Raw genomic sequence first — 13220 nt, 5'->3', positions numbered from 1 at the left:
GGCTAAATCGCCAGCGCCAGTTTAGTGCCCTGGGCAATCGCCCGACGCGCATCCAGCTCCGCCGCCACGTCGCAACCGCCGATGAGATGCACCGTTTTCCCCGCCGCGCGCAGCGGATCCGCCAGCTCGCGGCGCGGCTCCTGACCGGCGCAGATCACCACCTGATCGACCGCCAACAGCTGGCGCTCGCCGCCGATAGTGACATGTAACCCTTCATCATCGATCTTTTCATAGCTGACCGCCGGGATCATTTTCACCCCGCGCGCCAGCAGCGTCGCGCGGTGGATCCAGCCGGTGGTTTTGCCGAGCCCTTCGCCCGGTTTGCTGGCTTTGCGCTGCAGCATCACAATCTGTCGCGGGCTTTTACTCAGTTGCGGGCCTTCAGCACTCAGCCCTCCCGCCGTTTGCAGGCTGGTATCGATACCCCATTCGCGGCAGAACTCGCCGATATCCTGGCTGGTGGCCGCGCCCGACTGGCTTAAAAACATCGCGGTGTCGAAGCCGATGCCGCCGCAGCCGATAATCGCCACCTTCGCGCCAACCGGCGCTTTATCGCGCAAGACATCAAGGTAGCTCAGCACTTTTGGATGATCGATCCCATCGATCGCCGGCAGGCGCGGGGCGATACCGGTGGCGAGGATCGTCTCATCGAACGCCAGCAGATCGTCTGTCGTGACGCGGGTGTTCAGGCGTAGATCGACACCATGAAGATCGAGCATGGTGCGGTAGTAACGCAGCGTCTCGTGAAACTCCTCTTTGCCGGGGATCTGTTTGGCGATATTAAACTGACCGCCGATCTCCGGGAGCGCATCAAACAACGTGACGTGATGACCGCGGGCGGCAGCGTTTACGGCGAAGGCCAGACCGGCAGGCCCGGCGCCGACCACCGCCAGCCGTTTAGGCGCGTTGGCAGGCAGGACCGGCATCAGGGTTTCATGACACGCGCGCGGGTTGACCAGACAGGAGGTGACTTTGCCGACGAAGATCCGATCGAGACACGCCTGATTGCAGCCGATGCAGGTGTTGATCTGATCGGCGCGATCGTCCTGCGCTTTTGATATAAATTCGGCGTCGGCAAGGAACGGGCGGGCCATCGATACCATATCGGCATCGCCGCGGGCGAGAATATCCTCCGCGACCTGCGGATCGTTAATGCGGTTGGTGGTGATCAACGGGATCGACACCGCGCCCTTCAGCTTGCGGGTGACCCAGCTGAAAGCTCCGCGCGGTACCGGCGTGGCGATGGTCGGAATGCGCGCTTCGTGCCAGCCAATCCCGGTGTTGATGATGGTCGCTCCCGCCGCTTCAATCGCTTTGGCCAGTTCGGTGACTTCCGCCAGCGTGCTGCCGTCGTTGACCAGATCGAGCATCGACAGACGGTAAATGATAATGAAATCGTGGCCGGCGCGCTGGCGCACCGCCTTAACCACCTCTACGGCGAAACGCATGCGCCTGGCATAATCGCCGCCCCATTGGTCGTCGCGCTGGTTGGTGCGCGCGGCGAGAAATTCGTTAATCAGATAGCCCTCAGAGCCCATCACCTCGACGCCGTCATAGCCCGCTTCGCGCGCCAGCTGGGCGCAGTGGGCAAAATCATCGATCAGCGTCAGGATCTCATCGTGGCTCAGTTCATGGGGGGTAAAACGGTTGATCGGCGCCTGTAGCGCCGAGGGGGCCACCAGCGCGGGCTGGTAGCTGTAACGGCCGGTGTGCAGGATCTGCAGAGCGATTTTGCCGCCTTCCTGATGTACCGCGTCGGTAATATGGCGATGATGCGCCAGATGGCTGGCGTCGTTGAGTACCGCGCCGCCGGCCATGGTGACGCCAGAGGGCGCCGGAGCGATGCCGCCGGTGACGATCAGCGCCACGCCGTGACGGGCGCGCTCGGCGTAAAAGGCCGCCAGCCGCTGCGCGCCGTCCGGCAGCTCTTCCAGCCCGGTGTGCATTGAGCCCATCAACACGCGGTTTTTGAGCGTTGTGAAGCCCAGCTCAAGCGGGGCGAAAAGCGACGGATAGCGGCTCATAGTGGCTTCCAATGTAAAATTATTGTTATGTGGTCGGATGAGTTACTAATTTAGCCATCGTGGAGAAAAAGGGAAAAGGGGAGTGCGGTGATTGTGATGGGATTCAAAGAACGGCGAAGCGTTGCCCCACACCCCGGCCCTCTCCCAAAGGGAGAGGGGGGAAAGGCGGAGCGGCACCGGTAGTTAGGGTGAGGGGGAGGACACAACGCGCTGGCGGCGTTCCAGACCCGGCGCCTGCCACATCGACGTTGTCAGCCCGCTATCGACAAGGCCAAGCTGATCGGCGTACACCGTCTGCCACTTGCTCATCATCTCCTGATACAGCTCGCGATGCTGCGGATTTGGGGTGAACTCGCGGTGCCAGCTCACTAACCGTTCTCCGGTGCTGGCCATATCGCCATACAATCCGGCGCCGGTTCCGGCGGCGATGGCGCAGCCCAGAGCGGTGGCTTCGCGGACGACCGGCACCCGCACCGGCAGGCCGGTGACGTCGCTGAGGATCTGGCTCCACAGCGCGCCTTTAGAGCCGCCGCCGGCAAACACCAGGCTCTCGAATGTTACCCCGGAGAACTGCGAAATCTGGGCCAGGTTGCAGGCGGAGACAATCGCCGCGTTCTCCTCCAGCGCGCGGAACAGGGTCGCTTTGTTGCACTTCTCCGGATCGATGGAGAGGTTAATAAACGACGGCGCGGCGTGGTACCACTGCTTAAAGTGCATGGCGTCGGAAAAAATAGGCATCACGCCGTGGGAACCGGCGGGCACGCGGCTGGCCATCTCCTCCAGCAGCGAATAGGCATCGACGCCGAGACGCTCGGCAATCAGTTTTTCTTCAGCGCAGAAGGCGTCGCGAAACCAGCGCATGGTCAGGCCGGTAAAGAAGCTGATCGATTCCGCCTGCGCCATGCCGGGAATGACATGAGGATTAACGCGAATATTCATCTGCGGATCGGTACGCACCTGCGGCAGGTTGACCACCTGCTGCCAGAAAGTGCCGCCGAGTACCGCGGTTTGCCCGGCGTGCACCACCCCAAGGCCCAGGCAGCCGAGCTGGACGTCGCCGCCGCCCATCACCACCGGCGTCCCGGCGCGCAGGCCGCTCTGCTGCGCCGCCGCTTCGGTGACGGCGCCCAGCAGGGTGCCGGTCTCTTTGACCGGCGACAGCATATCGGCGCGCAGCCCGGCCATATCCAGCAGCGCCGGACGCCAGTCGCGGCTGAACAGATCGAGCATGCCGGTGGTGCCGGCGTTTGACGGGTCGACCGCCAGCTCGCCGGATAGCTTCGCCGCCAGCCAGTCGCTGATCATGGTGATGGTTGCCGCTTTGCGGTAGATATCGGGGCGGTGGTGCGCCAGCCACAGCAGGCGCGGCATGGCGCTAAGCGCCAGGGTTTGTCCCGAGACCTCGTACACCTCGGATTCAAAACGATAGTCGTGGATCTCCTTAAGCTCCGCCACTTCGCGGCTGGCGCGGGCATCGACGTTGGCGCAGGCCCAGATGGCTTCGCCGTCGCGGTCATAGAGGACGATCCCTTCGCGCATCGAACAGCAGGCGACGGACTGAATATCGGCGGCAGAGAGCCGGGCGGCATCGAGCGCCTGGCGAATGCACTGGCAGGCCAGCTGCCAGTTGGTGGTAAGGTCGAACTCCATCGAGCCGGGGACGTTATCAACGCTCAGGTGTTTCCATTCGGCCTGGCCTACCGCCAGCTGGCGGCCATTAAGATCGAAAATGACCGCCCGAATGCTGCCGGTCCCGGCATCTAACGCTAACAGGTAACTCATGACATGCGCCTCGCTGTGGTCGCGCGGCGCCTGGCCGTCAGGAGGCCAGCGCGAGTACCGCGCGTGCTGTTGTCTCTTCCGTTACCAGGCCATTAATGCGCTTGCCAATCAGAGCGGCATAAATCGCCTGCGCTTTTTCTTCTCCCCCGGCGACGCCAACGATGGTCGGCAGCTGCGCCAGCTCATCAAGGGTCACGCCGAGCAGTTCCCGATGGATCTCCAGTCCTTCTACCGGCCTGCCGTCGGCCTGCAGGAAATAACCTAAAATGTCGCCGACCGCGCCTTTGCGGGCGTACATCAGCTGTTCGCCCTCGCTGATATAGCCGGAGCGCAGAATGGTCGCGTCGCGCCGCTGATCGATGGCGCCAATGCCGACTACCGCCGCGTCCGCCGCCGTCGCCGCGAGGATCACGTCGCGCACGCTCGACTCGCGGCGCAGGATCTCGGCGACCTCCGCCGAAGAGACCCGCAGCGGCGCCGGGATAATGCTGACGCTGCAGGCGGCATCAAGCTGGCCGATACCGGTCATATACGGGCCGACGCCGCCGGAGAGGGTCACCAGCCGCACCTGCTGCGAGCCGATAAAGCCGCTGAGATGCTGCAGGCAGCTCATGGTGGCTTCGCCGAAGCCGACCGCCAGCAGCTGTCCCGGCTGCAGAATGCCCATCAGCGATTGCGCCGCGCCGATCCCCAGCCGGGTATTCATCGGCGGGGTGTTGAGCGCCGGCAGCACACGGGCAATCTTGAGGCCAAAGCGCTGCTGGAGTTCACTTTCCAGCGCCAGACAGCCCTCATAGCGCGAGTTGATCTGCACGCGGATCACCCCGGACTGGCGGCCTTTCTCCAGCAGACGGGAAATCTTCAGCCGCGGCAGCCCCAAACGCTCGCCGATGTCATTTTGCGTCAGGCCGTCGTGGTAGTAGCACCACGCCACCCGCGCCACCAGCTCTTCCTCGGCTAACGCCAGCCCGGCGTAGCGGTTCTCTTCCGTAATGCGTTTTTCGCTCATAAATTGAACTCTTATAAAAATTTAGATCATATGTTCGCTATTGCGCGGTCGGAAAGTGTGAGCCGACTGGCAAAACGGATCTTTCATCGCTGGCCTATTTTTTCCTGACGATCTAAAGCACCAAAGTGTGATCTTCGCACGGTTGTAAATATAGTTCACCGTCTACGCTTTTGAACATTATTAAATTTAAAAATCATTTGTTCAATCGAGGCGCGATGATGAAGCCACTGCTTGAAGCTCGCCAGATCCGCAAACAGTTCTCCGGCGTTGCCGTGCTGAAGGGCATCGACTTTACGCTATGCGCGGGCCAGGTGCATGCCCTGATGGGAGGCAATGGCGCGGGTAAATCGACGCTGATGAAGATCATCGCCGGCGTCGAAACCCCGGATAACGGTGAACTGACGATCGGCGACCGCGCGTTTGCGCGCCTCAATCCGGCGCTGGCTCATCAGTTAGGCATCTATCTGGTGCCGCAGGAGCCGATGCTGTTTCCCAACCTCAGCGTGCGCGAGAACATTCTCTTTCGTTTGCCGAAGCGGGCGGATACCGTCGCGCGGTTGCAGGACAAACTGCAGAAGTTGAACTGCCAGATCAACCTCGACGCCAGCGCCAGCACGCTCGAGGTAGCCGATCAACAGATGGTCGAGATCCTGCGCGGGCTGATGCGCGAGGCCAGGATCCTGATCCTGGATGAACCCACCGCCTCTTTAACGCCGGGTGAAACCGAGAGGCTCTTTAGCCAGATCCGTGCGTTACAGGCGCTGGACGTTGGGATCGTCTTTATCTCACACAAATTGCCCGAAATCCGCCAGCTTGCCAGCCATATTTCGGTGATGCGCGACGGCGCGGTGGTGCTGAGCGGCGAGACCGCGGCATACCGCGACGAACAACTGATTAACGCGATGACGCCGGTCAGCCGCGACCATGCGCTGAGCGACACGCAAAAGCTGTGGCTGTCGCTACCGGGCAACCGCCGTACGCAACCGCAGGACTTTCCCGTGCTGCGGGTGGAAGATCTTACCGGCGAAGGCTTTATCGATCTCAATCTGGAGATCCGCGCCGGAGAGATCGTCGGTCTGGCCGGGCTGGTGGGATCCGGGCGCACCGAATTTGCCGAAACCTTATACGGCCTGCGTCCACCGCGCGCCGGGCGAATCTGGCTGGAGAACCGCGAGATTAGCTGCGACAGCACCCGCGCCAGGTTGGCCAGCGGGCTGGTCTATCTGCCGGAAGACCGCCAGGTCTCGGGGCTGTTTCTCGATGCGCCGGTGCGCTGGAACACGGTGATGTTCAATCAGCCGTCGTGGTGGCAGCAGGGGAAACGGGAGGCGGCGGTGGTTGAACGCTATCACCGGGCACTGGGGATCAAGCTGGCCGATGGCGATCAGCCGGTGCGCACTCTCTCTGGCGGTAACCAGCAGAAGGTGCTGCTGGCGCGCTGTCTGGAAGCTAATCCGTTACTGCTGATTGTCGATGAGCCGACGCGCGGCGTGGATGTCTCCGCCCGCGCCGATATCTATCAGCTGCTGAAAAGCGTTGCCGCGCAAAACGTGGCGGTGCTGATGATCTCCAGCGATCTGGATGAGTTCGTTGGCCTTGCCGACCGGGTGCTGGTGATGCATCAGGGCCGCTACAGCGGCGAGCTGGCGCGGCAGGCGGTGACCGTCGATCGCATGATGACCCTGGCCTTTGGAGGGCAGGCATGAAAACGTTACTCAAGAATCGCGAACTGAGCGCCTTCTTTGCCATCGTGGCGCTCTTTGTTGTGCTGGTGGCGCTCAATCCAGCCTATTTCAGCCTGCAGACCCTGGCGATGATTTTCTCCAGCTCGCAAATCCTCTGCCTGCTGGCATTGGGCGCGACCCTGGTGATGCTGACCCGCAATATTGACGTGTCGGTAGGTTCGACCGTTGGGCTATGCGCCATCGCCGTCGGCGTGGCGCTGAACAACGGCTATGGGTTGGCGACGGCTATCGCCTTCGCGCTGGCGATTGGCGCGCTGGCCGGAGCTTTTAACGGCCTGCTGGTCGTGGGGCTGCGCATCCCGGCGATCGTCGCGACGCTCGGTACGCTGGGGTTGTATCGCGGGGTGATGTTGCTGTGGACCGGCGGGAAATGGATCGAAGGCTTGCCCGACAGCCTGAAATCGCTCTCGGAGCCCGCGTTTATCGGCGTGTCGCCGCTGGGCTGGCTGGTGCTGGCGCTGCTGCTGGCGGGCGGCTGGCTGCTGTCGCGCACCGCCTTTGGTCGTGATTTTTACGCCGCTGGCGATAACCTCGCCGCCGCGCGCCAACTGGGCGTGGCGGTCAACCGCACGCGGATGCTGGCCTTTACCCTCAACGGTATGCTGGCGGCCTGCGCCGGGATCGTCTTCGCCGCGCAGATTGGTTTTGTGCCTAATCAGACCGGCAGCGGCCTGGAGATGAAAGCCATCGCCGCCTGCGTGCTGGGCGGGATCTCGCTGCTCGGCGGTACCGGCACGCTGCTTGGCGCGTTTCTCGGCGCCTTTTTCCTCACCCAAATCGACACCGTACTGGTGCTGTTCCGCCTTCCCGCCTGGTGGAACGACTTTATCGCCGGCCTGGTGCTGCTCGGCGTGCTGGTGCTCGATGGCCGTCTGCGTCAGGCGCTGGCCCGCCATCAGCGGGCGCTAAAGTACAGCCGTTTCCAGCCCGGTAACAAAGGGGGGAAACAGGTTGCCCGCTTTCCCGAACGCAAAAGCAAAGAGGTGGCTTAAATGAAGCTGAAGCTTAACTGGGAAAGCGCGCTGCTGGCGTTGCTGATCGTGGAGATCCTGCTGTTCGGCGCGCTGAATCCGCGCATGCTGGATCTCAATATGCTGCTCTTTAGCACCAGCGACTTTATCTGCATCGGCATCGTCGCGCTGCCGCTGACGCTGGTGATCATCAGCGGCGGGATCGATATTTCGCTGGGCTCGACCATCGGCCTGTGCGCCATCGCCCTCGGGGTGATGACCCAGGCGGGCTGGCCGCTGTGGCTCGCGGTATCGCTGACGTTGCTCTTGGGACTGCTGTGCGGGTTATTCAACGCCGCGCTGATCCACTACACCGGCATCAGCCCGCTGGTGATCACGCTTGGTACGCTGTATCTGTACGGCGGCGGCGCGCTGCTGCTTTCCGGGATGGCCGGCGCGACCGGTTACGAGGGGATTGGCGGTTTTCCCGATAGCTTCACCGCCTTCGCCAATTTAACCCTCGCCGGACTGCCGCTGCCGCTGGTGCTGTTCGCGATTATCACCTTTTTCTTCTGGCTGCTGACCCATCGCGGGCGCTTTGGCCGCCACCTCTTTTTACTCGGGCAAAACCCGCGCGCCGCGCGCTATGCCGCGCTGTCGGTGAACGGCATCCCGTACGTGCTGTATGGCCTGGTGGGCGTCGCCTCGGCGGTCGCGGCGCTGGTGATGGTCTCCTATTTCGGCTCGGCACGTTCGGATTTAGGCCGCGACCTGCTGATGCCGGCGCTGACCGCGGCGGTGCTCGGCGGGGCCAATATTTACGGCGGCTCGGGATCGATACTGGGTACCGCGCTGGCGGCATTGCTGGTGGGGTATCTGCAACAGGGTTTACAGATGGTCGGCATCCCCAACCAGGTGTCGAGCGCGCTGTCAGGGGCGCTGTTGGTTGTGGTGGTGATGGGGCGTTCGCTGAGCCTGCACCGTGAATGGGTGCGCGCGACCTGGCGGCGTCTTTTCTCGCATAAAACAATCGGAGCATAAAATGAAATTAAAACTGATCGTGCTGGCGCTGGCGATGAGCGTGGTTACCGCGCAGGCGGCGGACCGCATCGCCTTTATTCCTAAGCTGGTCGGCGTCGGCTTCTTTACCAGCGGCGGCAACGGCGCGAAAGAGGCGGGGAAAGCGCTGGGCGTGGATGTCACCTATGACGGCCCCACCGAGCCCAGCGTCTCCGGCCAGGTGCAGCTTATCAACAACTTCGTCAACCAGGGCTACAACGCGATTATCGTTTCCGCCGTCTCGCCGGACGGCCTGTGTCCGGCGCTGAAGCGGGCGATGCAGCGCGGGGTGAAAGTCCTGACCTGGGATTCCGATACCAGGCCGGAGTGCCGCAGCATCTATATCAATCAGGGCACGCCGCAGCAGCTTGGCGGCCTGCTGGTCGAGATGGCGGAAAAGCAGGTGACGAAGCCTACTGCCAAGGTAGCGTTTTTCTACTCCAGCCCGACGGTGACCGACCAGAACCAGTGGGTGAAGGAAGCCAAAGCCAAAATCGAAAAAGAGCATCCGCAGTGGCAAATCGTCACCACTCAGTTCGGCTATAACGATGCCACCAAATCGCTGCAAACCGCCGAGGGGATCTTAAAAGCCTATCCGGATCTCGACGCCATTATCGCGCCGGATGCCAATGCGCTGCCGGCGGCGGCGCAGGCGGCGGAGAACCTCAAGCGTCAGGGCGTGGCGATCGTCGGCTTTAGTACGCCGAACGTGATGCGCCCGTACGTTGAGCGCGGCACGGTGAAAGCGTTCGGCCTGTGGGATGTGGTTCAGCAGGGCAAAATTGCGGTTAACGTCGCCGATCGATTGCTGAAAAAGGGCGATCTTAACGTAGGCGACAGCGTTGAGGTGAAAGATATCGGCTCGCTGAAGGTCGAACCGAATAGCGTGCAGGGCTACCAGTATGAGGCGAAGGGCAACGGTATCGTGCTGCTGCCGGAGCGCGTGGTGTTCAGCAAAGAGAACATCAACAACTACGACTTCTGACGGAGGATGAGATGGCAGATTTAGACGATATCAAAGAGGGGAAAGACTTCGGTATTGACCGCCCGCAGCAGAATACGCTGTATACCCTGAAAGGCTGCGGCTCGCTGGACTGGGGCATGCAGTCGCGGCTGGCGCGCATTTTTAATCCGCACAGCAACCGCACGGTGATGCTGGCCTTCGATCACGGTTACTTCCAGGGGCCAACCACCGGGCTGGAGCGTATCGACCTGTCGATTGCGCCGCTGTTTGCCGACACCGACGTGCTGATGTGTACCCGCGGCGTACTGCGCAGCCAGGTACCGGCGGCCACCAATAAGCCGGTGGTGCTCCGCGCCTCCGGCGGCAATTCGATTTTAAGCGAACTCTCCAACGAATGTGTGGCGGTGGCGATGGAAGACGCGCTGCGGCTCAACGTATGCGCGGTGGCGGCGCAGGTCTATATCGGCAGCGAATACGAACATCAGTCGATCAATAACATCATCAAACTGGTGGACGCCGGCAATCGCTACGGTATGCCGGTCCTGGCGGTTACCGGCGTCGGCAAAGAGATGACCCGCGACGCGCGCTACTTCTCGCTGGCCAGCCGGATTGCCGCCGAAATGGGGGCGCAGTTTGTGAAGACCTATTTCGTTGAGGAAGGCTTTGAAAAAGTGACCGCCAGCTGTCCGGTGCCGATCGTTATCGCCGGCGGTAAAAAACTGCCGGAGCATGAGGCGCTGGAGATGTGCTGGCGGGCGATCGACCAGGGCGCGTCCGGGGTGGATATGGGGCGCAACATCTTCCAGTCCAGCGCCCCGCGCGCGATGCTTAAGGCGGTGAAAAAGGTGGTGCATGAGAATCTGAACGCGCGCGAAGCGTATCAGTTCTGGCAGGAAGAAAAACAGGGAGAGCTGAAATGAACGTCACGCTAGTGGAGATCAATATTAAACCCGAGCGGGTGGATGAGTTTCTCGAGGTGTTTCGCGCCAACCACGAGGGCGCGCTGCAGGAGCCAGGCAACCTGCGCTTTGATGTCCTGCAGGATCCCGAGGTGAAAACCCGCTTTTTTATCTACGAAGCCTATAAAGACGATGAGGCGGTGCTGGCGCATAAGAAGACGCCGCACTATTTAGCCTGCGTCGAAAAGCTGGAGGAGATGATGTCGCAGCCGCGGCAGAAGCGCAGCTTTATCGGCCTGTTACCGCAGGTGTGAGGGTTATCCTTCACCCTCTCAGAGGGAGAGGGTGAAGGACACTTTATTACGCTTCTTCGACCGAAACGCGCAGGGCCGCCAGCGCCTTGCGCGCCGCCTTCAGCACCTGTTCGCACTGCTCAAGGGTGAGGGTCAGCGGCGGTTCAATGCGGATCGTCTTGGCGTTGTTTAACGTCCCGGCGACCAGCACCCGCTGTCTGAACATCTCGCTGGCAAAGTCGTAGCCAATCTCGTTATCAACAAACTCGATAGCCATCAGCATGCCTTTCCCGCGCACTTCATTCACCAGGTCCGGATACTCCTGCGCCAGCAGGCGGAAACCGTCCAGCAGCATATCGCCTTTCTGCGCCGCCTGCGCCGGCAGGTTTTGCGTCAGCAGCACGTTGATCGTCGCCAGCGCCGCCGCACAGGCCAACGGGTTGCCGCCGAAGGTGGTGGTGTGCAGGAACGGGTTATCGAAGAGCACCGAGAAGACCTCTTCCGTCGCCACCGTCGCGCCGATCGGCATCACACCGCCGCCGAGCGCTTTCGCCAGACACAGAATGTCCGGCTGGACGTTCTCATGCTCGCAGGCGAACATCTTGCCGGTGCGGCCCATGCCGGTCTGCACTTCGTCGAGGATCAGCAATGCGCCAAACTCGTCGCACAGTTTACGCACCGCCGGCAAATACCCCGTTGGCGGGAGGATCACGCCCCCTTCGCCCTGAATCGGCTCAAGGATCACCGCCGCGACGTCGTCGCCGGTTTTCTTGCACTCGCTCAGCATGGTGCGCATGGCGTTGATATCGCCGAACGGCACGTGGCGGAAGCCCGGCAGCAGCGGCATAAAGGGTTTGCGGAAGGTCGACTTGGCGGTGGCCGACAGCGCGCCCAGCGATTTACCGTGGAAGGCGCCGCTGGTGGCGATGAAGGTAAATTTACCGCGCGGCGACTGATAGGCTTTCGCCAGCTTGATGGCCGCCTCTACCGATTCGGTACCGCTGTTGCAGAAGAAACTGTACTTTAGTTTCCCGGGCGTTAAGGCTGCCAGCGTTTTCGCCAGCATCGCGCGTAGCGGGTCCAGCAGCTCCTGACTGTGAAGCGGTTGTTTCGCGAGTTGATTCTCGACGGCGGATACCACAACTGGATTACGGTGCCCTACATTGAAGATGCCAAACCCACCAAGGCAGTCGATAAACTCCTGTCCCTGGGTGTCGACAAGCGTATTTAACCCTCCCGCTTGCCACTCTACGGCTCCGTAATCCCCGCCGGCTGTGACCGATTTTCGATACTCTAAAAACCCCGGATTCACATGCTCTTTAAAGTATTCCCTGACCTCCTGGTTAAGTGCTTTCATTTCCTCATGATCAAGCGTGCGCTTTTCAATGAGATTCAGTGCGTGTGCGCTGCAGGCCAGAGCCGATGCGCTGGAAGGTAACCTGTTCAAAATGTGCTCCTGGGGCGGACGTATCACACGATACTGGATTAAGTATTGCAGGGATTACGCCAGTTCGGCAGAAGCGGTGAAAATCGGGATAAATGCAAAGCAAAAGACGAATTGTGTAAAATTTAATCTCATTGCGCCACTATTGGCACGTTTTATTCCTGAGCTGACGAGATTTTCTGCCTGGCGGCAATAGACGGGGCGATCCGCCGTGGTGCGGGCTGCCCCAGCGCGGGGCAGCCGGTGGTGAAAAAAGAGGCTTAGTCGAGCTGAGAGATCTCCATCGCCGCCCGGTCAATAATGCCGATGATCTGCTTGAGCTGGGCGGCACTGCTGGCCTGCTGGTTCACTTTCAGGTCGAGGACCGCTTTGAAGTTTTCCAGCGCGCGCTTCATCTGCGGATCCCGGCGCAGCTCGCAGCCGACCATCCGCGCCTGCAGGCGCTCCTGGATATGGGCCAGGTGCTCCTGGTTCTCGGCGTGCAGCTGTTTTCCTTCCTCGCTGATAAGGATTTTCTTGCGTCCGTTGTCGTCTTCCACGCTGATAAGGCCCTGGTCCTGGAGCAGATCCAGCGTCGGATAGATCACCCCCGGGCTGGGGCTGTAGTTCCCCTGGGTAAGCGTTTCGATCTCTTTGATCAGCTCATAGCCATGGCTGGCGCTGCGGCTGAGGATATCCAGAATGATCAGCCGCAGTTCGCCGTGGCCAAAGAAACGCTGGCGACGTCCGCCGCCGCGGCGGCCATGGTCGCCGTGTTCGCTGGGATCACCGTGGCGCCCGCGTGGCCCACGCCCTTCTTCATGATGATGTCGCATGGTTACCTCCTGCTGTTTTTGATATATCTAATTTATATCTAAAAAATGAATGTTCGCAATGCTGGTTGCTATTTATTTTTTAAGGTGTTGATATATATGTGATTGTTTTCTGGATGTGGATTTTGATGCGGTTTGTTTTGACTATATCAAAAAAAGACTTGCATTCTTTTTAGTTGGCAATCATTATCATTTGCATCAAGTTTAGATATATCTATTTACCGTTCACGAAGGCAATC

At 60.8% G+C, this 13220-nt stretch carries 12 protein-coding genes; 7 read left to right on the top strand and 5 right to left on the bottom strand.

Going from position 1 to position 13220, the window contains the following annotated elements; genetic code table 11:
* Positions 1–2: 2 nt before the first annotated feature.
* From KPHS_46430 to KPHS_46410, 3 genes are all read right to left on the bottom strand, one after another.
* Positions 3–2024: a 2,4-dienoyl-CoA reductase gene (locus tag KPHS_46430; protein YP_005228943.1), complete on the bottom strand. Its 2022-nt coding sequence runs from the start codon at positions 2022–2024 to the stop codon at positions 3–5.
* Positions 2025–2207: 183 nt separating this feature from the next.
* On the bottom strand, positions 2208–3806 hold the full coding sequence (locus KPHS_46420; RefSeq protein ID YP_005228942.1) for a putative kinase: 1599 nt from the start codon (positions 3804–3806) through the stop codon (positions 2208–2210).
* Positions 3807–3843: 37 nt separating this feature from the next.
* On the bottom strand, positions 3844–4815 hold the full coding sequence (locus KPHS_46410) for a putative SorC-family transcriptional regulator (RefSeq protein YP_005228941.1): 972 nt from the start codon (positions 4813–4815) through the stop codon (positions 3844–3846).
* A 218-nt stretch (positions 4816–5033) separates the two neighbouring features.
* On the opposite strand from KPHS_46410, the gene KPHS_46400 reads away from it, so the two are divergent.
* Genes KPHS_46400 through KPHS_46350 form a run of 6 tightly spaced genes read left to right on the top strand, consistent with a single transcriptional unit; the run spans position 5034 to position 10746 of the window.
* Positions 5034–6521, top strand: a complete 1488-nt coding sequence (locus tag KPHS_46400) for an ATPase (protein YP_005228940.1) — start codon at positions 5034–5036, stop codon at positions 6519–6521.
* Entirely contained in the window at positions 6518–7552 is a 1035-nt protein-coding gene (locus KPHS_46390) for a putative ABC transporter permease (RefSeq protein ID YP_005228939.1), read from the top strand. The genes KPHS_46400 and KPHS_46390 overlap by 4 nt, the downstream gene beginning before the upstream one ends.
* Complete coding sequence (locus KPHS_46380) at positions 7553–8551, top strand: putative transport system permease component (RefSeq protein ID YP_005228938.1); 999 nt, start codon at positions 7553–7555, stop codon at positions 8549–8551.
* A 1-nt stretch (position 8552) separates the two neighbouring features.
* Complete coding sequence (locus KPHS_46370; RefSeq protein YP_005228937.1) at positions 8553–9554, top strand: autoinducer-2 ABC superfamily ATP binding cassette transporter, binding protein; 1002 nt, start codon at positions 8553–8555, stop codon at positions 9552–9554.
* Positions 9555–9565: 11 nt separating this feature from the next.
* Entirely contained in the window at positions 9566–10453 is an 888-nt protein-coding gene (locus KPHS_46360) for an aldolase (RefSeq protein YP_005228936.1), read from the top strand.
* Positions 10450–10746, top strand: coding sequence for a lsrG protein (locus KPHS_46350; protein YP_005228935.1), 297 nt, complete (start codon positions 10450–10452; stop codon positions 10744–10746). Before KPHS_46360 ends, KPHS_46350 begins: the two co-directional genes overlap by 4 nt.
* Before the next feature lie 46 nt (positions 10747–10792).
* On the opposite strand, the gene KPHS_46340 is transcribed toward KPHS_46350, so the two are convergent.
* Positions 10793–12172, bottom strand: a complete 1380-nt coding sequence (locus tag KPHS_46340; protein YP_005228934.1) for a putrescine aminotransferase — start codon at positions 12170–12172, stop codon at positions 10793–10795.
* Between the two features lie 257 nt (positions 12173–12429).
* Positions 12430–12984 carry a PadR family transcriptional regulator gene (locus tag KPHS_46330; RefSeq protein ID YP_005228933.1) on the bottom strand — a complete coding sequence of 185 codons (555 nt, stop codon included), beginning with the start codon at positions 12982–12984 and terminating at the stop codon, positions 12430–12432.
* On the opposite strand from KPHS_46330, the gene KPHS_46320 reads away from it, so the two are divergent.
* The gene (locus KPHS_46320; protein ID YP_005228932.1) at positions 12951–13067 is read left to right on the top strand and encodes a hypothetical protein; all 117 of its coding nucleotides are present in this window, start codon (positions 12951–12953) and stop codon (positions 13065–13067) included. The two genes, KPHS_46330 and KPHS_46320, sit on opposite strands and share 34 nt — an antisense overlap.
* Positions 13068–13220 lie beyond the last annotated feature (153 nt).

It is taken from the genome of Klebsiella pneumoniae subsp. pneumoniae HS11286 (assembly GCF_000240185.1).
GTDB classification, from domain to species: Bacteria; Pseudomonadota; Gammaproteobacteria; order Enterobacterales; family Enterobacteriaceae; genus Klebsiella; species Klebsiella pneumoniae.
Note: the sequence above shows the minus strand (reverse complement) of the source record. Positions and strands in the feature narration are given on the sequence as shown.

Excerpts from the sequence above, each read along its gene's own strand:
- KPHS_46330 (YP_005228933.1), bottom strand. The coding sequence starts at position 12,984 with ATGCGACATCATCATGAAGAAGGGCGTGGGCCACGCGGGCGCCACGGT.
- KPHS_46360 (YP_005228936.1), top strand. The coding sequence starts at position 9,566 with ATGGCAGATTTAGACGATATCAAAGAGGGGAAAGACTTCGGTATTGAC.
- KPHS_46380 (YP_005228938.1), top strand. The coding sequence starts at position 7,553 with ATGAAGCTGAAGCTTAACTGGGAAAGCGCGCTGCTGGCGTTGCTGATC.
- KPHS_46370 (YP_005228937.1), top strand. The coding sequence starts at position 8,553 with ATGAAATTAAAACTGATCGTGCTGGCGCTGGCGATGAGCGTGGTTACC.
- KPHS_46410 (YP_005228941.1), bottom strand. The coding sequence starts at position 4,815 with ATGAGCGAAAAACGCATTACGGAAGAGAACCGCTACGCCGGGCTGGCG.
- KPHS_46430 (YP_005228943.1), bottom strand. The coding sequence starts at position 2,024 with ATGAGCCGCTATCCGTCGCTTTTCGCCCCGCTTGAGCTGGGCTTCACA.
- KPHS_46350 (YP_005228935.1), top strand. The coding sequence starts at position 10,450 with ATGAACGTCACGCTAGTGGAGATCAATATTAAACCCGAGCGGGTGGAT.
- KPHS_46390 (YP_005228939.1), top strand. The coding sequence starts at position 6,518 with ATGAAAACGTTACTCAAGAATCGCGAACTGAGCGCCTTCTTTGCCATC.
- KPHS_46420 (YP_005228942.1), bottom strand. The coding sequence starts at position 3,806 with ATGAGTTACCTGTTAGCGTTAGATGCCGGGACCGGCAGCATTCGGGCG.
- KPHS_46400 (YP_005228940.1), top strand. The coding sequence starts at position 5,034 with ATGAAGCCACTGCTTGAAGCTCGCCAGATCCGCAAACAGTTCTCCGGC.